Origin of the sequence: Bradyrhizobium diazoefficiens, assembly GCF_016616885.1 — a bacterium.
In the GTDB taxonomy this organism is placed as follows: domain Bacteria; phylum Pseudomonadota; class Alphaproteobacteria; order Rhizobiales; family Xanthobacteraceae; genus Bradyrhizobium; species Bradyrhizobium diazoefficiens_F.
Window position 1 is genome coordinate 5,082,407 of sequence record NZ_CP067102.1, and the last position, 21,892, is coordinate 5,104,298.

A 21,892-nucleotide genomic window follows, 5' to 3' on the forward strand; every position below is an offset into this window, starting at 1 on the left:
GCAGGGCTGATCCCTTTGGAGCGTTATCCGCGCTCCGACTGCGCCTCAACCGCCTGCACCGCCACGGTCGCGACCTGCCGCAGTGCCTCGCGATCGGAGCCCGAAGACGCCATCACGCCCATTCCGACCGACACCGCCGACACATATCGCGCGAGCGCGGCGGGATCCGAGGTCGGCTTGAGATCGCCTTCAGCCTTGGCGCGAACGAAACGGTCACGGAGCTGGTCTTCATTCTCGGCGCGGCGGGCGGCGAGTTCGAACGGGACGTTCTCGGAACCGCTGCCGCAGGCGATACCGCCCTGCACGAGCAGGCAGCCGGGTGGATTGGCGGGATCGGTTTGCTTCTCGGCGATGCCCATCAGCATCCGCTCGGCGACCTCGCGGGCGGTCGGCGCTGCGACCACCCCGTCCATCCAGACGCCACGCAATTTGGTGTAGCGGTCGAGGGCGGCCTTGAGCAGACCTTCCTTGTTGCCGAAGCAGGCATAGAGGCTCGGGGGATTGATGCCCATGGCCTCCGTGAGCTGGGCAATCGTGGCGCCCTCGTAACCATGGCGCCAAAACACTTCCATCGCCTGATCCAACGCGACATCAGCGTCGAATTCGCGGGGGCGTCCCATGCCCATATGCCCGTCTCCTTGGAATCGGCGTCATCCTTCAACCTAACGCCTGATCCTATCTATTTGTTCTGTCTTTCTTTTCTCTTCCGCCTTCCCATTCTTGCGGTAAGCGGCTACATTTTTCTTAGTGAACGGTACATAAGTATCTTGCGCTGCGATATCCAGCTCCACATCTGTAGCGAACACTACAATTCTGGAGCGCGCAAATGCCCCCCTCCCAAAATACCTCTCGTCCTGGCCGTCTCCGTCGCCTTCTCGGCGGCGTTGCGATCGTGGGCGCCCTCGCCGTGGCCGGCTTGATCGCGACCGGCCACTATTTCCGTTCGGCCCAGGCGACCGCAACGGCGGCCGCGGCTGAACAGGCCGTCTCCGTGACGGTCGCGATGATCGAACCGCGGCAGACCGTGCTGTGGGACGATTTCTCCGGCCGACTCGAGGCCATCAATCGCGTCGAGCTTCGCCCGCGCGTAGCCGGCGCGATCCTGTCGACCAATTTTACGGAAGGCGCGCTGGTGAAGGCCGGTGATGTCCTGTTCAAGATCGATCCCGCTCCTTATGAGGCCGAGGTCGACAAGGCCAATGCGCAGCTCGAGGCCGCGAAGGCGCGCGTGGTCTTCACCCAGAGCGAGCTCGAGCGTGGCGCGCAGCTGGTCGGCAACGCCGTCGTGACTCGGCGCGACTACGACCAGCGCGACAATGCCAATCGCGAAGCCGTCGCCAATGTGAAGGCGGCCGAAGCGACGCTCCAGACCGCAAAACTCAATCTCGACTACACCGAGGTGCGCGCCCCCGTGGATGGCCGCGTCGGCAAGTTCGAGATCACCGTCGGCAATCTCGTCGCGGCCGGCACTGCCTCCCCGGTCCTGACTTCGCTGGTCTCGGTCAATCCGATCTACGCCTCGTTCGACGCGGACGAGGAGGTTGTGCTGCGCGCGTTGAACTCGATCGCGGATGCGTCCGGAAAACGCGGCAATCTCGACCAGATCCCGGTCGAGATGGCGACCTCCGGCGGCCTCTCCGCGAAGGGTCACATCCAGCTTATCGACAACCAGGTCAACGGCCAGAGCGGCACCATCCGCGTCCGTGCGGTGTTCCCCAACGAGGACGGGCGTCTCATCCCCGGCCAGTTCGCCCGCGTGCGGATGGGCCAGCCGAAGCAGCAGGCGCTGGTGATGATCGACGAGCGCGCGATCGGCACCGACCAGGACAAGAAGTTCGTGATGGCGGTCGGCGACGACAGCCGTGCGGTTTACCGGCCGATCACGCTCGGCGGCTCGGTCGACGGACTGCGCATCGTGACAGCGGGACTGAAAAACGGCGATCGCATCGTCGTCAACGGCCTGCAGCGCGTGCGTCCCGGCGCTCTCCTCAAGACCGAGGTGGCGGCAATGGGCGCGCGCGGGCAGCAGGCCTCCAACCACAGCAACCAGGACGTGGTGCAACGCTAACGACCTCGTTCCGGGCCCCGCACCCGGAATGACGACGACACAACGACCAAGACATCGCATCTCGATTCCGGGTTCGTGGGTATCGCCCACGTCCCGGGATAACGGGAGAGCTGTCGCTCGCGCAGGGGCAAAACCATGAATCTCTCGAAGTTCTTCATTGATCGTCCGATTTTCGCCGGCGTGCTGTCAGTCCTGATTTTCCTCGCAGGCCTGATCTCGCTGTTCGCAATGCCGATCTCGGAATATCCCGACGTCGTGCCGCCTTCGGTGGTGGTTCGCGCGACCTATCCCGGCGCCAATCCCAAGGTGATTGCAGAAACAGTCGCGACGCCGATCGAGGAGCAGATCAACGGCGTCGAAGGCATGCTGTACATGTCGAGCCAGGCGACCACCGACGGCGCGATGACGCTGACGGTGACGTTCCGGCTTGGCACCGATCCTGACAAGGCGACACAGCTGGTGCAGAACCGCGTGCAGCAAGCCGAACCGCGCCTGCCGGCTGTGGTGCGCCAGCTCGGCATCATCACCAAGAAGTCGTCGCCCGACCTGACCATGGTCGTGCATCTCCTGTCGCCGAACAACCGCTACGACATGACGTATTTGCGCAACTACGCGGTGCTCAACGTCAAGGACCGCCTGGCACGGATCGACGGCGTCGGTGACGTCCAGCTCTATGGTGCCGGCGACTATTCGATGCGGGTCTGGGTCGATCCGCAGAAGGCGGCGGAGCACGGGTTGACCGCAAGCGACATCGTCAAGGCGATCCAGGCGCAGAACGTCGAGGCTGCCGCCGGCGTGGTCGGCTCCTCCCCGAACGTCAAGGGCATCGACCTGCAGCTCTCCGTCAATGCCGAGGGACGTCTGGCGAACGAGGAACAGTTCGGCGACATCGTGGTCAAGACCGGCACGCGCGGCGAAGTCGTGCGATTGCGCGACGTCGCGCGCATCGAGCTTGGCGCGTCCGAATACGGCCTGCGCTCGCTGCTCGACAACAAGCAGGCGGTCGCAATCCCGATCTTCCAGGCGCCCGGCTCCAACGCGCTGGAGATATCCGACCACGTCCGCGCCACCATGGCCGAGATCAAGAAGAACATGCCGGAGGGCGTGTCCTACCAGATCGTCTACGACCCGACCCAATTCGTACGGTCTTCGATCGAGGCCGTGATCCACACGCTGCTGGAGGCGATCGCGCTGGTGGTGCTGGTCGTGATCCTGTTCCTGCAGACCTGGCGCGCCTCGATCATCCCGCTACTCGCGGTGCCGGTCTCGATCGTCGGCACCTTCGCGGTGATGCACGTGTTCGGCTTCTCCATCAACGCGCTCAGCCTGTTCGGCCTGGTGCTCGCGATCGGCATCGTCGTCGACGACGCCATCGTCGTGGTCGAGAACGTCGAGCGCAACATCGAGGGCGGACTGTCGCCACGCGATGCCACTTATCAGGCCATGCGCGAGGTCTCCGGCCCGATTATCGCGATCGCGATGGTGCTGATCGCCGTGTTCGTGCCGCTGGCCTTCATCTCCGGCCTCACCGGGCAGTTCTACAAACAGTTCGCGCTGACGATCGCGATCTCGACGGTGATCTCGGCCGTCAACTCGCTGACGCTGTCGCCGGCCCTGTCGGCCCTGCTGCTCAAGGGCCACGACGAGCCGAAAGACCGGCTGACGATCATCCTCGAAAAAGGTCTTGGCTGGTTCTTCCGCGGCTTCAACAAGGCCTTTACGCGCTCCTCGGAGAATTACAGCGGCACCGTCACCAAGGTAATCTCGGGCAAGGCCGCCGTGATGGGGCTCTACGTGGTGCTGGTCGGCATCACCGCCTTCCTGTTCCAGCAGGTGCCGAGCGGCTTCGTACCGGGTCAGGACAAGCAATATCTGGTTGGCTTCTCGCGCCTGCCCGACGGCGCCACGCTCGACCGCACCGAAGAGGTGATCCGCAAGATGAGCGACATCGCGCTGACCCAGCCCGGTGTCGAAAGCTCTGTGGCCTTCCCGGGCCTATCGATCTCCGGATTCACCAACTCCTCCAATGCCGGCATTGTGTTCTCGACGCTGAAACCGTTCGACGAGCGCAAGGGTCCGGCACTGAGCGGAAACGCCATCGCGGCCGATCTCAACAAGAAATATTCGGGGATCCAGGAAGCCTTCATCGCCATGTTCCCGCCGCCGCCGGTCAACGGCCTCGGCACCATCGGCGGCTTCAAACTCCAGATCGAGGACCGCGCCGGTCTCGGTTATGAGGCGCTGAACGACGCGACCAAAGCGTTCATGGCGGCGATGCAGAAGGCGCCGGAGATCGCCGGCGTGTTCTCGAGCTTCCAGGTCAACGTGCCCCAGCTGTTCGCCGACATCGACCGCACCAAGGCGCTCCAGCTCGGCGTGCCCGTGACGGAGGTGTTCAACACGCTCCAGATCTATCTGGGCTCCTACTACGTCAACGACTTCAACAAGTTTGGCCGCACCTACTCCGTCTACGTCCAGGCCGATGCGCCGTTCCGCGCACGCGCTGACGACATCAGGCAGTTGAAGGTGCGTTCGTCCTCGGGCGACATGGTGCCGTTGTCGGCGCTGCTCACGATCCGCCAGAGCGCGGGACCCGAGCGGGCCATCCGCTACAACGGCTTCCTGTCGTCCGACATCAACGCAGCCGCCGCGCCCGGCTTTTCCTCGGGCCAGGCCCAGGAGGTCGCGACGCGGATTGCGGCGGAGACGCTGCCGCCCGGCTTTGCCTTCGAATGGACCGACCTGACCTATCAGGAGTTCATCGCCGGCAATTCCGGGCTCTGGGTGTTCCCGCTGGCGATCCTGCTGGTGTTCCTGGTGCTGGCCGCACTCTATGAGAGCCTGACCTTGCCGCTCTCGATCATCATGATCGTGCCGATGGGGCTGCTGGCCGCGATGTTCGGCGTCTGGCTCTCCAAGGGCGACAACAACGTCTTCACCCAGATCGGGTTGATCGTGCTGGTCGGCCTCTCCGCCAAGAACGCGATCCTGATCGTCGAATTCGCGCGCGAGCTCGAATTTGCAGGTCGCACGCCGATCCGCGCCGCGATCGAGGCGAGCCGGCTGCGGCTACGTCCGATCCTGATGACGTCGATGGCATTCATCATGGGCGTGCTGCCGCTGGTGCTCTCGACCGGCGCCGGCTCGGAGATGCGGCGCGCCATGGGCGTTGCCGTGTTCTCGGGCATGATCGGTGTCACCGTGTTCGGCCTGTTCCTGACGCCGGTGTTCTATGTGCTGCTGCGGACCGTCACCGGCATGAAACCGCTGGTGCATCACGGCAGCGACATCAGTGCCGCACCCGTGCAAGGCCTTAAGCACTAAGGCAGGAAAATCCCTGAGATCAACAACAGAACGAGCACGGTCTTGCGAAAGACCGTCTCGTTGCCCCGGTGAAACGTGATCACGCCGACTTGCTCAATCAACCGCGCCCGAGGCGCGCGGTATTTTATTTCCGGTTCTCCTCGCAGAATTTCAGCGCGGCGAGCGCCTCGCCGGCGCGAGGAATCTGCATCTCGATGCTGTCGTCATCATCGTCCTCGAAATCGAGCGTGAGGCGCTTGGCTTTCGACAGGCGGTCCATGATGGACTGATCATACTCGAAGATGCCGCGCACGGTGGTCTTGTCCATGACCTCCCACTTCGCCTTCGACATGATGTCGGAATCATCGGTGCCGACGTCGGCTTTCAGGATTTCGCCGACCTTGTCCCACTCCCAGCCATCATAGATCATCACGATCACGATGGCCTTGTCGGAATGGGTGATGACGATGACGTAGTCGCGGTTCTCGTCGTCCTTGTCCTTGTAGCCGCGGCTCGCGTTGCAGTGGGTGTCCTGGGTACGCTTCTCGATCGTCCAGTCGCCGACCTTGGACTGTTGCGCGGCCGCAGGCCCGGCACTCAAGGCGCCGGCGAGCAGCGCAGCGCCAAGACGAAATCGTTTCATGCCAGCCTCCAGCGTTTCCCCGGACCAAACTGACCATCTCTCCCGGCAGGCCGCAAGGGCCTCACGCGAGGGCTTTAGCCGGCTCGACCCGGCGATGGTGAACGGCGCTACCCGCGCCGCGGCACGATTGCGATCGGGGTGAAGGTGTAAACTTCCTCGCCGTTCTGGTTGAACATCGTCCATTTCACCAGCGCGATGCCCTGCGGCTTCGACTTCGACGGCGTCAGGCTCATGACCTCGCCGACCAGATGTAGGCGGTCATTCGGCCGCACAGGGATGGTCCAGCGTAGTCCGTCGACGCCGGCGCCGATCAGCGGATGCGGGCCGAAGGGACGGGTCTGGATCGCGAGATTCATGGCGATCGCCGCAGTGTGCCATCCCGACGCAGCCAGGCCATTGAACAGGGTCGCCTTGGCGGCCTCATGGTCGAGATGCATCGGTTGCGGGTCGAACTCGGCTGCAAACCGCTTGATGTCGGCCTCGGTGACCTCCACTTCGGGGGATTTGAAACGCATGCCGACAGTGAGATCGTCGAACCAGGCGACCTGCGCCATGATTTTGCCTCGAAATGTGATGCGACGCACGCGATACGCACGCCCAAGGGATGGATCGGTAGTGGCATGTAGCGGTTTGGCCGCTCGCAGGCCAGCCCGAGGTTCCCCGCGAAACCTCTTTCCCAAATCGACGAAACACGCCTGAAACAGATGGCCGGTTAACTGCTTGTCAAAATCATACAGGGACGTGCGTCATGCAATTCATCCTCGACCTGATCAGCGAATATGCCTGCTGCCAGCACCTCGTCGCCCGACCGCTTGGGGAGGACGAGTTATGATCGAGCTGATCTCCGCCCTCCTCGTTCTATGCAGCATCGGCGTTTTTGCGGCACATGCGCTCGACGCCTATCGGACAACGCACCTCTGACTGACCCTTCAGCCGGCCTGTTCGCTAGAACGGCCGCCGGTAGAAATGCTCGGAATGCGTAGCCGGCGGAAACCGGTTGGCGAGCGCAAGCGCGCCCCTCTCGTCCGTCTCCAGCGCGATCTTCTGCGCCAGCATCACGTCTCCAGGCACGAGGTAGCCTGACGGGATGAAGCACCACCCCATCGTTGCATTTCCCGCGTCGTCGACCTCGTGGACGTTGGCGGCGGTGCCGTAGTGAATGCGATAGCGCTTGCCGCTGTCGCAACCGACGACGTCGAAATGCCGGTGCTGCTCGAATTGTGCGCGCTGCTCTTCAGACAGCCATTCGGACAGCAGCCGACGACCGCGCGCCTCGGGCGTGTTCTCGCCGAAGAAGCGCCGGTAGAGCTCGCGGAGCGCGTGCAGGCGCGCTCGCGCGGGCGCGCGAAGCCTGAAGGCCGCGATCATGAGCCGTTCAGATCAACCGCCGACCAGGCGGGGATAGAACAGCGTTTCCCGCGCGGTCGGGTCGAATGATTTGATACGCGTGACTTCGCCGGGTCCGGTCCGGTACGCGGCGGTAAAGCCCGCGCCGGTCAATTCCCGAAAGCGTTGTTCGGCCCGCGCCAACGCTTCGGCATTTTCAGGATCAAACTCGTGGCGTGTATCGCCGGTCTGGTCCATCACGATCTGGGTAGCCATGTTGAGTCTCCTCATGCCCAGCCCTGAACTTGATCAAAGCAAACCTCATGCCGTCGGTTCCTGAAAGCAACAACTTTCTCGGGGTGTGCGGTCACGCCTTGCGGAGTACCCTCAGCGCGCTGCTGCCGCCCCGCCGCCCCCGTCGATCTGCCGGCCCATCAGCGCGATGGCTTTCTGGTAGACGCCCGCTGCATTCCACGCCTGGATGGCGGCGAAATTCGGCTCGCCCGGCTGGTAACCGGCTCCCGCGCGCCAGCCATTGGCCTTCAGGAAGTTCGCGGTCGAGCTCAGCGCGTTGGCGGCGACGTCGAGATTGCCGGTGCCGTAGGCCAGGATGTTCTTGGGCATGAACTGGGTCTGGCCGACCTCGCCATGCATGGAGCCGCGGGTCGCTCCCGACAGCACGCCGCGATCGACCAGCTTCAGCGCTGCATAGAGCTGCTCGGTGAAGAATTCGGGACGGCGGCAGTCATAGGCAAGCGTCGCGATCGACGAGAGCATGTTCTGGTTACCGCGCTGGCTGCCGAAACCGGTCTCCATGCCCCAGATCGCGATCAACGGCCCCGGCGGAACGCCGTAACGCTGCTCGATCGAGGCAAACATCGCAGCCTGCGACTGCCTCAGCGACCGGCCGCGCGCCACGATCGTGGTCGCGCCGCGCTTGGCAAGGAACTGGTCGAGCGACAGCGAAAAACTGTGCTGGCTGCGATCGGCCCCAATGGTGGCGCTGGCGTAGTTGGTCTGCATCAGGGCCGAGATGGCGGTCTGGCCGATGCCCTTGCCCTGCGCCTCCGCGCCGAACTCACGCTTCCAGGCCTCGAACCCGCCGGGTCCGTTGCCGCATTGCGCGGCATAGGCGGCGGGGGCCAGGGAAAGCAGCAGCGCAGTCGCGCCGATCACGGCCGTCGCAACGGTCCTGCCCTTTGTCATTCCTGCGTTCCCTCTCCACGATTTTCCGCGACCGGCTCGCGCGCGGACATGATCCTACGTCAGCCGCGCATGCTCAAGCCCCCGACCGATGCAATCAATGCAAGCATTGCGCTTGACATGAATCAAACGTTCATCGTCCGCCGTCGGTCCCGAGCAGGAAATCCACCATGATGCCTTGGTGCTGCTGGTACATGTCGGTGCCGGTGGCGGTAACACAGCCGAGCTTGCGGGCTGCTGCGATGAAGGGCGAAATTTCGGGCTTGGTGATGACGCAGCCGCAATAGGCCGACGATGCCAGCCGCGTGACATCGACCGGGAACGGGTCGCCGTCCTTCATGCCGGCGGGCGTGGCATTGGCGACGAAGTCGAAACCTGCGGGGTCGACGGTGCCTGCCCGCACAGATACTTTGCCGAGCCCGTTGAGCTGCTGGACGAGCGCATCCCGCCGCTCGGCTGAGCTGTCGTGAACCGCGAGCTCACTGACGCCGGCCTCGACCAGAGCAAGCGCAATGGCCGAGCCTGCCCCGCCGGCACCGACGAGAAGCGCCCGGATTCCCCTGGGATCGATCCCCTTCGCCCGCGCGGCGCCGAGGAAACCAAGACCGTCCACCATGTCGCCGTGCCACGAACCGTCGGACCGCCGGCGCATCAGGTTGACGGTGCGCAGGAAGTGCGCACGTTTCGTCGCGCTGGCACAGGCCTGATAGCAGGCGAATTTGTGCGGAATGGTCACGACGATGCCGTCAAGGTTCTTCAATCGGCTCGCCACCGCGAGAAACTCCGCCAGATCGGCGGTCGCAACCTGAACCGGAACGAGAATGCCGTCATGGCCGCGCGCCGCGAACTCGGCCGAGACTCCCGCGGGCGACCGCACCTGGGCGATGGGATCGCCGACGATGACGTAGAGCCGCGTCGTACCTGATGGCGCCGGGATCATGCCGCTCATGCCGGGACCGAGGCGCCGTCGGTTTTCGCGTCCGCTCCATAGGTCAATTCCAATCCGTCCAGGCTGCCTTCCTTCCGCCATTTGGCGAGCAGCCGGAGAAAAGCCATCGGCCCGCGCCAATACTGGCTATTGCGCGCCGCGATCGGATCGAACACGCCTTCATTGTTGTAATAGCCGGGCGTGCATTCGGCGAGGTAGGTCTGGCGGCCGACTGCGGCCTTGACGACCTCGTCGACCCACGCGTTCTCGGCGGCGAGCGTCGGCTCCAATGTCCTTGCACCGCGCTTGCGCGCCTCGGCGAGGACATAGGCGATGTGCTGCGATTGCTCGTCGATGATGTGCGGAAAGTTGGCGCTCTGGCCGGCCTGCACCGTCACGATCAGGAAGCAGTTCGGAAACCCGCGGCTGTAGAAGCCGTGCATCGTCTTGACGCCATCGCGCCAGCGCTCTGACAGGCTGACGCCGTCGCGGCCATAGACCTCAAAACCCATGCGGCGTGCATAGTCGGTGCCGACCTCGAAACCGCTGGCATAGATCAGGCAGTCGAGCTCGTAGGCCTTGCCGTCGGCGACGACTGCATTCTCCATGATGCGGTCGACGCCCCTGCCGCCGGTGTCGACGAGATGCACGTTGGCACGATTGAACGTGTCGAGATATTCGTCGTGGAAGCACGGCCGCTTGCAGAACGCCTTGTACCAGGGTTTGAGCGCCGCTGCGGTCGCGTCGTCCTTGACGACGGCGTCGACGCGGGCCCGTATCTCCTCCATCTTGCGATAGTCAGCCTGCTCGATCACTTTCAGCGCCTCTTCCATCGAGGTCACCGGCTGTGGCTGACGGCGCGGCGCCAGCAAGATCTCGCCGAGCAGGCCGGTCCAGCCATCCTGCACCAGATCCTGCTCGAACGGCTCCCCCGAAATCACAGCGGTGAAGTTGTCCATCCGCTCGCGCTGCCAGCCGGGCTTCAGGCCTTCAGCCCAGGATTGATCGGTCGGCCGGTCGTCGCGCACACCGATCGCCGACGGCGTGCGCTGGAACACGTAGAGCTCCTTCGCCGAACGGCCGAGATGCGGCACGCATTGCACGGCGGTGGCACCGGTGCCGATGATGCCGACGCGCTTGTCGGCAAGACCGTCGAGACCTCCTTCCGCACTGCCGCCGGTGTAGGCATAGTCCCAGCGGCTGGTGTGGAAGCTGTGGCCTTTGAAGCTGTCGATACCGGGAATGCCCGGCAGCTTCGGCCGGCTCAACGGACCACCGGCCAGGATCACAAAGCGCGCGCGGATGCGGTCGCCGCGATCAGTCTCGACCAGCCAGCGTCCATCCCGCTCCTGCCACGCCATGCGCGAGATGACGGTCTGAAACAATGCACGTTCATAGAGACCGAAGTGACGGCCGATGCGGCGCGAGTGCTCATAAATCTCCGACGCGCGCGCATATTTACGCACCGGCATGTAGCCGGTCTCTTCCAGCAGCGGCAGGTAGATATAACTCTCGGTGTCGCAGGCCGCGCCGGGATAGCGATTCCAGTACCAGGTGCCGCCGAAATCGGCAGCCTTTTCCACGATGCGGAAATCAGTGAGGCCGGCCGCGCGCAGACGCGCACCACACAGCAAGCCGCCAAACCCGCCACCGACGATGACGACCTCGGTCTCCTCGTTGACGGGCTCGCGCGCAAATCCGGAATCGGCCCAGGGATCGTCGAGATAGCGGGCAAAGCCTGCTGCCATCTCGACATACTGCGCCTTGCCTTCGGAGCGTAGACGCAGGTCGCGCTCGTCGCGATATCGCGCACGCAAGGCCTGTATGTCGATGCTAGGCGCGCCGGCTGCGCCGGTCTTGTGTCTTTCCGCTGACATCAATCTCCTCCACGGCGGGCGCTGCTTCGGCCTGCAGTTCGCACCAGTTAGCCCTGAAAAAGTGACGCATGCAATCGCGTCCGCGGTTTTTTGCGTGTACGTCGCGAAGCCTTCCGCTACTTTGTGCGCAAGCGTGAGCGCGTCATGCAATGACATGATCTTAACGACTTGGCTTTCCGGAGGAGACGATGCTGGGATTGATGATGGACATGCCGCTGCTGATCAGTGGCCTGATCCAATACGCCGCCGACTATCACGGCGAGGCGCAGATCGTCGCGCGCGAGATCGAAGGCGACATTCATCGCTACACTTATGCCGAGGCCCATCCGCGCATCAAGCGCATGGCGCTGGCGCTCAAGCGGCTCGGCATGAAGCCCGGTGACCGCATCGGCACGCTGGCCTGGAACACGCATCGCCATTTCGAGATGTTTTACGCAGCACCGGGCATGGGCTATGTGCTTCACACCGTCAATCCGCGACTGTTTCCCGAACAGCTGGTCTACATCATCAATCACGCCGAAGACCGCATCCTCTTCGTCGACCGCGCCACGCTGCCGATCGTCGAGGCCATCGCGCCGCAGCTGACGACGGTCGAAGCCTACGTAATCATGTCGTCGCGCGAACGCATGCCGGAGACGAAGCTTGCGAACGTGCATTGCTACGAGGAGCTCCTGGACAAGGAGAGCGACGCTGGCTTCGCCTGGCCGGAGTTCGACGAGAAATCCGCCTCCACCATCTGCTACACGTCGGGCACGACGGGGAATCCCAAAGGCGTGATCTATTCGCACCGCGCCGCGATCCTCCAGACCATGACATGCTGCAACTTCGACTTCATTCCAGGGCATATCGAGGGCGTGCGCGAGGTGATGATGCCGATGGCGCCGCTATTTCACGGCAACGGCTGGAACATGCCGTTCACCGCGCCCTATACCGGCTCGAAGCTGGTGCTGCCCGGCCGCAATTACGAGCCCGACAAGCTCTACGAGCTCTTGGAGGGCGAGAAGGTGACGCTGTCGGCGGGCGTGCCGAGCTTCTGGCTGATCCTGCTCGACTGGCTCGGCCGCACCGGCAACAAATTCACGACACTGCGCGCGACGCTGTCGTCGGGCTCTGCGCCGCCCCGCGCCATGGTCGAGAAACTCAAGCGCGACTACGACGTCGACTACATCCAGGCCTGGGGCATGACCGAGGCGCTGGGCTGCTCGATGCCGGGCTTGCGGCCCGGCTCGGAGCATCTCAGCGAAGCGGAGATTTTCGACCGGCGCCAGGTTTCGGGCCGCGCCTGTTTCGGCACGACCTTGCGCATCGTCGACGACGGCGGCAGCGAGCTGCCGCGCGACGGCAAGACCGTCGGCCATCTGCGCGCCCGCGGCCCCTGGGTCGCCTCCGGCTACATGAAATTAGACGAAGGCCTCGATCGCGACGGCTGGCTGATCACCGGCGACATGGCGGTGATCGACCAACACGGCCATGTGACGCTCACCGACCGCTCCAAGGACGTGATCAAGTCGGGCGGCGAATGGATCTCCTCGATCCAGCTCGAGGACATCGCGCTATCCCATCCCGACGTGCTGCAAGCCGCCGTGGTCGCCATTGCGCACGAGAAATGGCAGGAGCGCCCCCTCCTCCTGGTCGTCCGCAAGAAGGGCGCGACCATCGACGGCAAGACCCTGCTCGAGCACATGCGTCCCAAGATGGCGAGCTGGTGGATGCCGGATGCGGTCGAGTTCCTCGATGAATTCCCGATGACCGGCACCGGCAAGGTGCTCAAATCCGCGCTGCGCGAGAAGTTCAAGGCGTATCGCGTCGGGTAGGTTTGGCCCCACTCATTGCGCGATCATCTTCATCTTTTGGTAGATTCGGAGGCGATATATCCGAGGCATCGCTCCCCCCGATCGAGGACATCATGGCGTTTTCCGGACTGGGCCTGCATCTCGGCAATCTGTCGCGCCTGTCGAACGCGCAGACGCGTTCAATCAGCCCCGAGAATTTCACCGGCGAAAAAGGCAAGGGCGGCATGTCCGTCGACGGGCCGGCGGCGCCCCAGGCTCGCGATCTCGGGCAAGGCTGGAAGGTTTCGCCCTATGTCGTGATCGAACCCGGCGCGACATTCACGCTCGCCGACATCGAAGGCCAAGGCGCCGTCCAGCAGATCTGGATGACGCTGGCGCGCGGACGTCTGCGCCATTCGATTTTGCGGATCTACTGGGATGGCCAGGAGCATCCCAGCGTCGAATGCCCGGCCGGCGACTTCTTCGCTTGCGGATGGGAAGAGTTTGCGCAGGTGTCGTCGCTCGCGGTCTGCGTCAATCCGGGCCGCGCCTTCAACTGCTACTGGGAAATGCCGTTCCGCAAGCGCGCGCGTTTCACGATGGAGAACAGGAGTGAAGAGGCGCTGACTGTCTACTACCAGATCAACTATGCGCTGACCGAAGTGCCCGAGGACTGCGCCTATTTCCATGCGCAATTCCGCCGCACCAACCCACTGCCCTACAAGAACGTCTACACTATCCTCGACGGCGTCAGCGGCCGTGGCCAATATATCGGCACCTACATGGCCTGGGGCGTAAACAACAACGGCTGGTGGGGCGAAGGCGAGATCAAGTTCTTCATCGACGGTGACGGTGAATTCCCGACCATCTGTGGCACCGGCACCGAGGATTATTTCTGCGGCGCCTACAATTTCGATCCCTATGTGGCGCATTCCGGCCGCGGCGCCGTACAGCAATCGCGCTATCAGGAATTCACCACGCCCTATGCCGGCCTGCCGCAGGTGATCCGTCCCGACGGCGTCTACAAATCGCAGCAGCGCTTCGGCATGTACCGCTGGCACATTCCGGATCCCATCCGCTTCCAGAGCGACCTTCGCGTCACGATCCAGGCGCTGGGCTGGCGAACGGGCCTCAAGGAGGCAAAATATCTCCCGCTGCAGGACGACATCGCTTCCGTGGCGTTCTGGTACCAGACGCTGCCGGCCGCGCCGTTCCCCAAACTGCCCGACCCGGAATATCTCGAGATCGACTAGCCAGACCCCAGATCGCGCGGTTCGACTGAAGAAATATTCGAAAGCGTAGGCGAAGTGCCAAACACGTGCCGCACCCTTCCTTCTCCCCTGGGAGAAGGTAGAGGTGGAAGCCGCCCTTGCCTCACTTCACCAGATACACGTCCGGATCGGCACTCGAGCTCGGCGTCTTGAAGGCATTGCGCAGGGCTGCCGACATCGGAACGTTGTAGTTGATGCCGTTCGGCGGCGTCGGGGATTCCAGCCACTTCCTGTAGAGCACCTCGATCTCCGGGCTCGCATAAAGCTCGGCCGTGGCACGGTCGGCCAGCGCCTTGAACGGCGCGTCCTCCCGCCGCAGCATGATCCCGAAGGGCTCGGCCTTCGCAAACGTCTCTTCGCTGATCATGAACAGGGCCGGCTCCTTGCGCGCAATGGCGACCGCGAGCTGAACGTCGTCGAGTGCGTAGGCCTGCGCGCGGTCGGTCTCGAGCAGCAGGAACGCCTCGGCCTGATCCACGGCCGGCATGATTTTAATGCCGAGATTGCGCTCGGTATTGACCTTGGCGAGCTGGTTCAGGTTGACCGAGCCTGCCACCGCGGTCACGGCTTTGCCCTTGAGGTCGTCGATGGAGTTGATCTTTGCGGCCTTCTTGGCCGCAAATCGCGTCGCGCTGAGGAAATGCGTGTTGGTGAAAGCGACCTGCTTCTGGCGGTCGGCATTGTTGGTGGTCGCCGAGCAGTGCAGGTCGAGCGTGCCGTTGACCATCAGCGGGATACGGTTCGACGAGGTCACGGCGACATAGTCGACGGCAATGTCGGGCATGGCGAGCTGCTTCTTCACGGCGTCGACGATCCTGAGGCAGATATCCATGGCGAAGCCGACCGGCTTCTGGTTGCCATCGAGATAGCTGAAGGGCACGGAGGCTTCCTGATAGCCCAGCGTGATCTTCTTGGTCTCCTTGACCTTCTGAAGCGTGCCCGACAGATCTTCGGCGGACGCTGCGCCGGCGAGACAAGTGACGGCCAAGAGAACGGCGGGTAGACGCATCGGGAGCTCCTGAAAGCGGGTTGCGCCTCCATGCTGGGCGCAATCGAGCGGTTGATAGCGCAGGCGCGCACCAGCCGCCAGACCAGCCTGCGTCTATCAGCTATCACCGCTTTCGATATGCGCCGGGAGGTCCGGCGAAACGCATATATTTTGATCAAATCGCCCGCTACATTGCTGCACACAAGCAACCTCGCCGACTGCTATAAGTTCTCTATCCAGATTCCCTGCCATGACCGCCCAGACCGCCTTCGACCTGATCTTCCGCAACGCCCTGTTGCGATCATCCGCCACGCCTGTCGATATCGGCGTGAAGAGCGGACGTATAGCCGCGATCGAACCCAGGCTGGCCTGCGAGGCCATCGAGGTCGATGTCGGGGGACGGCTGGCCCTGCCCGGCTTCGTCGACACCCACATCCATCTCGACAAGGCGTGCCTGCTCGAGCGTTGCGGGCACATCCACGGCACGCTGGGCGATGCCATCCGCGCCGTAGCGGCCATGAAGCGCGAATTCAGCGCTAACGATGTCTATGCGCGCGGCGCAAAAGTGCTCGAGCGCGCCATCGTCCACGGCACGACGCGGATGCGCACCCATGTCGAGATTGACCCGCGCATCGGCTTGCGCAGCTTCGAGGCGGTCAAGGCGCTCAAGCGCGACTACGCCTGGGCGATAGATCTGTCGCTTTGCGTCTTCCCGCAGGAGGGACTGACCAACGATGCCGGAGCCGAGGAGCTGCTGGTCCAGGCTTTGCGCGACGGTGCCGAGGCGATCGGCGGCTGTCCCTATACGGATACCGACCCAAACACGCATCTCGCGCGCATCTTCGACCTCGCCCAGCAATTCGACCTCGACGTCGATCTCCATCTCGACTTCGATCTCGATCCCTCCTGGTCGCATCTCGACGAGGTCTGCCGGCAGACCGAACAGCGCAACTATGGTGGACGCGTCGCGATCGGGCATGCCACAAAACTCTCGGCCTTGCCGCCGGAGCGGCTGAAGGCGGCCGTCGCGCAATTGGCGAAGGCCGGCGTCGCCGTCACCGTGCTGCCCGCGACCGATCTCTACCTGATGGGACGCGACGCCACCCACAACGCGCCGCGCGGGCTGACGCTCGCGCACAAGCTTGCCGGCGACGGCATCGTCTGCTCGGTCGCGACCAACAACGTGCTCAATCCCTTCACGCCGTTCGGCGATGCCTCGCTGCTGCGGATGGCGAACTTTTACGCCAATGTCGCCCACGCCGCCGTCAGCGATTTCGACACTTGCCTCGACCTCGTCACCGAGCTGCCGGCGCGGCTGATGAACCTCGGGGATTACGGGATCGCGGTCGGCAAGCGCGCCGATCTGGTCGTGCTCGACACGCAGGACAGCCGCTTCGCCATCGCCGAGCTGCCGGATGTCTTGATGGGCTTCAAGAACGGACGGCAGACCTTCGAGCGGAAGCGGGCGACGCTGCTCAAGCCGTGAAACTGAACCGCTCGCGCAACGACAAATCGACCAACGGAGCAACCGGATGGCCTTCGACAAGATATTCCTCAACGCGCGCTTCGACGGCGGGGCGCGACATCACATCGCGGTCAAGAACGGCCGTATCGCCGCGATCATGCCCGCTGGCGAGCCCGCGAGCTGTGCCGAGACGGTCGACCTCGGCAACGCTCTTGTCGTTCCCGGCTTCGTCGAAGGCCACATCCATCTCGACACCAGCTTCTATGGCGACGCCTGGCGTCCGCACAAGCCATGCACTGATGGATTCAACGTGCAGGAACGCGTGGCCTTCCAGGCCCAGAACATGGCCGTGTCAGCGCCGATGGACGTGCGGGCGCGCAACCAGCTCGATCTCTGCATCGCCCACGGCAGCACGCAAATGCGTAGCCACGTCATGGTCGACGACTCGGTCGGCCTGAAGTCGCTGGAGACGATTTTGCGCGTGCGCGAGGAATATCGCGACCGGATCGACATCCAGCTCGTCGCCTTCCCCCAGAGCGGCATTTTGTCGAGCCCAGGCACACCGCAACTGCTCGACGAGGCCGTCGGGCTCGGCGCGAACCTCGTCGGCGGCCTCGATCCCGCGAGCTTTGATCGCGATGTCGAGAAGCATCTCGATGTGGTGTTCGGCGTCGCCAACAAGCACGGCATCGACGTCGACATTCACCTGCACGACATCGGCACGCTGGGCGCCTTCGAGATCGAGCAGATCGCGGCGCGCACGCGTGCACTCGGCATGGAGGGCCATGTCGCCATCAGCCACGCTTACGGGCTTGGCGACATTTCCTCAGATCAGCTCAAGACAGTCGCCGACATCCTGGCCCGCTCCGGCGTCGCGATCATGACGAATGCACCGGGCGCGCGGCCCTTCCCTCCGATCCTGGCATTGCGCAATGCCGGCGTCACCGTGTTCAGCGGCAACGACAACATCCGCGATTCTTGGTGGCCCTATGGCGACGGCGACATGCTGCGCCGGGCGACGACGCTCGGCTATCGCTCGGGCTTCAACGTCGATGAAGAATTGCGCGTCGCATTCGATGTTGTCACCGAGGCCGGCGCCAAGGCACTGCGGCTCGAAGGCTACGGCCTGCGCGTCGGCGCCAAGGCGGATTTCGTGACGCTGGACGCAGAGCATGTTCCCGAAGCCGTGGTCGCGGTGCCACAGGGCCGCGCTGTCTACAAGGCAGGTATGCTCGTTGCGCTCAACGGTAAGATGATCGGGAATGATCGTTGATCACCGGACTTTTCCGTCCCGATTCACCGCCAATTCGTCCCCAAATCCCATTCCGGTAGAATTCCGGACCGTAGATCCACGCGTTGCGAGGCCGGCCACGCCGATCATACTAAAAGACGCGCACTGACCGTCTGCGTTCTCTTGGGGAAGTTATGGGTATGTTCAGCGCATTCAGCAGCATCGATTACCAGTCGATCCGGGCGAAGACCCCCGCCGAAACCGCTGTCAAGCGGCTGAACGGCATCGGTGAAGTTCTCTCAGGCCTCGATATCTCGGCGATCCACACGCAGGACGACATGACTCGCGCGCTCTGGACACTCGACACCGCGGACAAGTGCGTTCGCATGATCCTGACCGAGTTTCGTACCGAACGCACCAAGGACGTCGTCCGCGAGGCCAAGGGCCTGATCGATTTGATCGAGGCCGCCCGCGACGAAGTCTCCAGCTATCGCGACAACGGCAGAGTTTTGAGCTGAGCGCGCGCGTTCGGCGTCAACGCTTGATCTTCGCCAGGATGCGATCCGCCTCGGTACGCCAATCGGCGCTACGGGCGAACTCTTTCGTTCCCTTGGCGCCGAACAGGCCTTCATCGGCGAGATCAGCCACCCAGGCCTGACGCTCGGCCGTCCCCTGCGCCGACCACGGCGTCAGCCCCGCCTCGCGCACGGTTTCGGCGACCTCGCGCACCTCCTCGGCACGGCGGCGGCCGTGCTCGATCACGCGCTGGAAGAAATAGGCGCCCTGCTTCTCCCAATTGATCGCGGGAAAGGTTTCCGTGAGCGATGCCAACACGGCATCCTCGACACCATAGGCTCGCGCAGTGGTGAAGCTTTCGATCACCATGGCCTCGAGGCCCTTGATCATAATGCTACGGCACATCTTCACGGCCGAGGACACACCGAGCTTGTCGCTCGCGACCTTCGCAGCGAAGCCGATCGCATTCAAAAGCGGCTCGAGCTCCTTCGCGCCGGGACCGCCGAGCAGCAACGGAACCTTGATGCGATAAGGCGGCACCGAGGTCATCACGGCGCCCTCGACATAGCGTCCCGCGGCCGCGTCGATCAACGCCGCCGCGCGCTGCTTGGCGCCCGGCGAAGCCGAATTGAAGTCGAGAAACCAGGTGCCCTGGTTGATCGCCGGCGCGCAGGCCTTTGCGACCGGGACGGCCTGGCTCGCGGTGACGGCTGAGATGATGAAATCGGATTTCGCGGCCAGCTCAGCGTGAGACACCGCGAGCGTCACGCCGAACTTCGCCGCATGTTCCGTCAGCGGCGCGCCCTGCTCGCTGCCGAGCTTGATGTCATAGGCGGCAACCTTGATGTCCTGCTGGCGCAAATCCTCAGCAAGAATCCTGCCGACCTCGCCGTAGCCAACCAGCCCGATCTGCCACCGCTTCGGATCAGCCATCAGTTCAACCCTCGTGTCGTCGCGTCGAAGAGATCCTCGACCGCATAGCGGCGCGGGACCAGCCCCTGCTGGAATGCGTAGTCGACGATCAGCTCCAACGGCCTTCTATTCGCCTCGATCCCGAACGGGACGAAATCGGGTGTCGCCGCAGGTCCGACCTGCTCCTTGTTCCGCTTGAGCAGATCATAGATGCCGACGACCACATCGGGGCGCGATTTTGCGAGGCTCTCGGTCACGACCACGAGATGATTGACCGGCACGATGCCGCGGCGGGCATACCATTTCGCGGCCTCCGCAGCCGGATCGGGGAAGAGTGGCTTCAGCTTGGGATCGTTCGAAGTCTCGCCGAGAACGACGTCGAGGTCGCCGTCGAGCAGCATCTGCAAGACCTTCTTGTCCTTTGGCGCGCGCTCGGTGGTGTCGACATATTCGGCCACATGCGGATCCTCGAACGTCACCCAACGGATCTTGTCGAGATTGACGCCATAGTCGTTGGCGAGAATGCCCCTGATCCAGGCGCCGGTCGTCGTCGTGAACGAGCGGATGCCGACACGCTTGCCTTCGAGATCGGACGGCCCGAGCGTCCCGTGCGCCGGATTGTACAGTGCATAAGAATGCTGGAAGCGGCCCATCATGGTCGCCGGCAGCAGCACCAGCGGCTTGCCGTGCGCCTTCGCCATCAGATAGGTGACGATCGCCATCTCGCAGACGTCAAAGGCCTGCTCGCGCACCATCGGCTTGAACGCCGCGTTGGTCGGCGTGTACTCGATGAAGTCGAGTTCGAACAGGTCGAAGCGGAGTTCGCCGCTCTTGACCGCCTGGACATGGGGATGACTGCCGAGCACGGCCTTCAGCTTGAGTCGATCCATCGCTGCGCTCCGCTTCCCAAGAGCATGATCCGGAAAAGTGTGCAGCGGTTTTCCGAAAGAGATCATGCTCAAAACAATATTAGACGTCATCGGGATTGTCGACGTACACAAGCCCAGCCTTCGCCAGCGCCTCGCGCATGCTGTACATGTCGAGACCCAATTCGCCCGAAGCAAGGCGCTTGCGCTTGCCACCCTCGTCGGCGTTGCGCTTCTTCGCCTTTTCGGCAACCTCGGCGGCATAGCGCTTCGGCACCACGACGACACCGTCGTCATCGGCGACGATGATGTCGCCTGGATCGACATTGACGCCGGCGCAGACCACGGGAACATTGACCGAGCCGAGCGTGGCTTTGACCGTGCCCTTGGCCGAGACCGCGCGCGACCACACCGGAAAATTCATCTCGTGCAGCGCTTTGACGTCGCGACAGCCGGCATCGATGATCAGCCCCTGCACGCCACGCGCCTGCAGCGAGGTCGCGAGCAGCTCCCCGAACATGCCGTCGGTGTTGTCGGTGGTGCAGCCCACGACGAGGATATCGCCCTTCTTGCACTGTTCGACCGCGACATGGATCATCCAGTTGTCGCCAGGTTGCGCCAGCACAGTGACGGCGGGACCGGCGATCGACGCGCCCGCCCAGACCGGCCGCAAGTAAGGTTTCATCAGGCCGAGGCGACCATAAGCCTCGTGCACGGTCGAGACGCCGCATTCCGCCATGCCAGTCGGATCGGCTCGCTTGATGTTGCGAACGACGATCGGTTTCATGCCAGCACCTCCGCAACGGTCGGGAACAGGCGCTGATAGGCCTCGCCATAGGTCATGGGAACGCCGGTGTTGCGGCTGCCCTGGATGCCGCGGTTGAGCGCCACGCGCTCGTAGTAGCCCCAGAGATGCTTTTGCGCGGCCAGGATCTGGAACGCTTCGTACTTCTCCTTCCAGACCTCGTCGATCTTGAGAATCACGTCCGGCTTGTAGTTGCACTGCTCGGGCTGGTGCGGTTCGAACAGGAACACCGGCGGCGCCGAATATTGGTATTGTGCGCCGGGCTTGTGACCCATGGCCTGCGCGACCACGCGGGTCTCCTGCGCGAAATGCGCCGCGTACGGGTGGTCGAAATTATAGGGGTCTTCCAGCGCGTGCGTCAGCACGAAGCTCGGATTGAGCTCGCGATAGATGTCGACCATGCGGTCGAAATGCGCTTCCGTCAGCTTGAGCGGATAGTCGCCGCAATCGAAGAACTCGATCTCGGCGCCGAGCAGCTTTGCTGCCCGCTCCGCCTCATCCTTGCGGCCGGCCTTGACCGATTCCAGCGTCGCGCCCTTTTCCTTCCAGGCGAACTGGCTCTCGCCGCGCTCGCCAAAGGACATGCAGACGATCTTCATGCGATAGCCCTTCCTCGCATGCAGTGCGATGGCGCCGCCGGCGCGCCAGACGAAATCGCCGGGATGGGCGGTGATCACGAGACCTGTTTTCATGAGAGAACTCCCCTCTTTCGTTCGTC

Annotated in this window: 20 protein-coding genes; 7 read left to right on the forward strand and 13 right to left on the reverse strand. The window is 63.5% G+C overall.

Annotation, left to right across the window (positions count from 1 at the left end; genetic code table 11):
• Positions 1 to 23 precede the first annotated feature (23 nt).
• Positions 24 to 626: a TetR/AcrR family transcriptional regulator gene (locus JJC00_RS23915; protein WP_200468363.1), complete on the reverse strand. Its 603-nt coding sequence runs from the start codon at positions 624 to 626 to the stop codon at positions 24 to 26.
• Between the two features lie 200 nt (positions 627 to 826).
• Between JJC00_RS23915 and JJC00_RS23920 the strand changes: the two genes are divergently transcribed.
• Positions 827 to 2,068, forward strand: coding sequence for an efflux RND transporter periplasmic adaptor subunit (locus JJC00_RS23920; RefSeq protein ID WP_200468364.1), 1,242 nt, complete (start codon positions 827 to 829; stop codon positions 2,066 to 2,068).
• Between the two features lie 135 nt (positions 2,069 to 2,203).
• Entirely contained in the window at positions 2,204 to 5,392 is a 3,189-nt protein-coding gene (locus tag JJC00_RS23925) for an efflux RND transporter permease subunit (RefSeq protein ID WP_200468365.1), read from the forward strand.
• Between the two features lie 124 nt (positions 5,393 to 5,516).
• Here the strand turns inward: JJC00_RS23925 and JJC00_RS23930 are convergent, their stop codons facing one another.
• From JJC00_RS23930 to JJC00_RS23960, 7 genes are all read right to left on the reverse strand, one after another.
• Positions 5,517 to 6,014 (reverse strand): hypothetical protein, encoded by a 498-nt coding sequence (locus tag JJC00_RS23930; RefSeq protein ID WP_200468366.1) that lies wholly within the window; start codon positions 6,012 to 6,014, stop codon positions 5,517 to 5,519.
• A 107-nt stretch (positions 6,015 to 6,121) separates the two neighbouring features.
• Entirely contained in the window at positions 6,122 to 6,568 is a 447-nt protein-coding gene (locus JJC00_RS23935) for a MaoC family dehydratase (protein WP_200468367.1), read from the reverse strand.
• A gap of 391 nt (positions 6,569 to 6,959) precedes the next feature.
• On the reverse strand, positions 6,960 to 7,382 hold the full coding sequence (locus tag JJC00_RS23940) for a hypothetical protein (RefSeq protein ID WP_200468368.1): 423 nt from the start codon (positions 7,380 to 7,382) through the stop codon (positions 6,960 to 6,962).
• A gap of 12 nt (positions 7,383 to 7,394) precedes the next feature.
• Complete coding sequence (locus JJC00_RS23945) at positions 7,395 to 7,616, reverse strand: hypothetical protein (protein WP_027532266.1); 222 nt, start codon at positions 7,614 to 7,616, stop codon at positions 7,395 to 7,397.
• 111 nt (positions 7,617 to 7,727) lie between these two features.
• Positions 7,728 to 8,546, reverse strand: coding sequence for a lytic murein transglycosylase (locus tag JJC00_RS23950; protein ID WP_200468369.1), 819 nt, complete (start codon positions 8,544 to 8,546; stop codon positions 7,728 to 7,730).
• Between the two features lie 130 nt (positions 8,547 to 8,676).
• Entirely contained in the window at positions 8,677 to 9,483 is an 807-nt protein-coding gene (locus tag JJC00_RS23955) for a shikimate dehydrogenase family protein (RefSeq protein WP_200474213.1), read from the reverse strand.
• Positions 9,484 to 9,488: 5 nt separating this feature from the next.
• Complete coding sequence (locus tag JJC00_RS23960; RefSeq protein ID WP_200468370.1) at positions 9,489 to 11,348, reverse strand: flavin-containing monooxygenase; 1,860 nt, start codon at positions 11,346 to 11,348, stop codon at positions 9,489 to 9,491.
• Positions 11,349 to 11,536: 188 nt separating this feature from the next.
• Here JJC00_RS23960 and JJC00_RS23965 point away from each other — a divergent pair, with 188 nt between their 5' ends.
• Both JJC00_RS23965 and JJC00_RS23970 read left to right on the forward strand, forming a co-directional pair.
• Complete coding sequence (locus JJC00_RS23965) at positions 11,537 to 13,162, forward strand: long-chain fatty acid--CoA ligase (protein ID WP_200468371.1); 1,626 nt, start codon at positions 11,537 to 11,539, stop codon at positions 13,160 to 13,162.
• Positions 13,163 to 13,254: 92 nt separating this feature from the next.
• A complete protein-coding gene (locus tag JJC00_RS23970) occupies positions 13,255 to 14,373 on the forward strand; it encodes a glycoside hydrolase family 172 protein (RefSeq protein ID WP_200468372.1) in 1,119 nt (372 codons plus the stop codon).
• A 121-nt stretch (positions 14,374 to 14,494) separates the two neighbouring features.
• On the opposite strand, the gene JJC00_RS23975 is transcribed toward JJC00_RS23970, so the two are convergent.
• Entirely contained in the window at positions 14,495 to 15,400 is a 906-nt protein-coding gene (locus JJC00_RS23975; RefSeq protein WP_200468373.1) for an amino acid ABC transporter substrate-binding protein, read from the reverse strand.
• A 229-nt stretch (positions 15,401 to 15,629) separates the two neighbouring features.
• On the opposite strand from JJC00_RS23975, the gene JJC00_RS23980 reads away from it, so the two are divergent.
• The 3 genes from JJC00_RS23980 (at position 15,630) to JJC00_RS23990 (ending at position 18,593) form a co-directional block, all read left to right on the forward strand.
• Positions 15,630 to 16,865 carry an amidohydrolase family protein gene (locus JJC00_RS23980; RefSeq protein ID WP_200468374.1) on the forward strand — a complete coding sequence of 412 codons (1,236 nt, stop codon included), beginning with the start codon at positions 15,630 to 15,632 and terminating at the stop codon, positions 16,863 to 16,865.
• Positions 16,866 to 16,911: 46 nt separating this feature from the next.
• Positions 16,912 to 18,117, forward strand: coding sequence for an amidohydrolase family protein (locus JJC00_RS23985; RefSeq protein WP_200468375.1), 1,206 nt, complete (start codon positions 16,912 to 16,914; stop codon positions 18,115 to 18,117).
• A gap of 158 nt (positions 18,118 to 18,275) precedes the next feature.
• Positions 18,276 to 18,593 carry a hypothetical protein gene (locus JJC00_RS23990; protein WP_200468376.1) on the forward strand — a complete coding sequence of 106 codons (318 nt, stop codon included), beginning with the start codon at positions 18,276 to 18,278 and terminating at the stop codon, positions 18,591 to 18,593.
• Between the two features lie 16 nt (positions 18,594 to 18,609).
• On the opposite strand, the gene JJC00_RS23995 is transcribed toward JJC00_RS23990, so the two are convergent.
• The 4 genes from JJC00_RS23995 to JJC00_RS24010 all read right to left on the reverse strand — a co-directional run bounded on the left by JJC00_RS23995 (position 18,610) and on the right by JJC00_RS24010 (position 21,866).
• On the reverse strand, positions 18,610 to 19,527 hold the full coding sequence (locus tag JJC00_RS23995) for a DUF1932 domain-containing protein (RefSeq protein ID WP_200474214.1): 918 nt from the start codon (positions 19,525 to 19,527) through the stop codon (positions 18,610 to 18,612).
• Positions 19,524 to 20,393, reverse strand: a complete 870-nt coding sequence (locus JJC00_RS24000; protein WP_200468377.1) for a hypothetical protein — start codon at positions 20,391 to 20,393, stop codon at positions 19,524 to 19,526. The genes JJC00_RS23995 and JJC00_RS24000 overlap by 4 nt, the downstream gene beginning before the upstream one ends.
• 79 nt (positions 20,394 to 20,472) lie before the next feature.
• Positions 20,473 to 21,156 carry a 4-carboxy-4-hydroxy-2-oxoadipate aldolase/oxaloacetate decarboxylase gene (locus JJC00_RS24005; RefSeq protein WP_200468378.1) on the reverse strand — a complete coding sequence of 228 codons (684 nt, stop codon included), beginning with the start codon at positions 21,154 to 21,156 and terminating at the stop codon, positions 20,473 to 20,475.
• On the reverse strand, positions 21,153 to 21,866 hold the full coding sequence (locus JJC00_RS24010) for a PIG-L deacetylase family protein (RefSeq protein WP_200468379.1): 714 nt from the start codon (positions 21,864 to 21,866) through the stop codon (positions 21,153 to 21,155). Before JJC00_RS24010 ends, JJC00_RS24005 begins: the two co-directional genes overlap by 4 nt.
• Positions 21,867 to 21,892 lie beyond the last annotated feature (26 nt).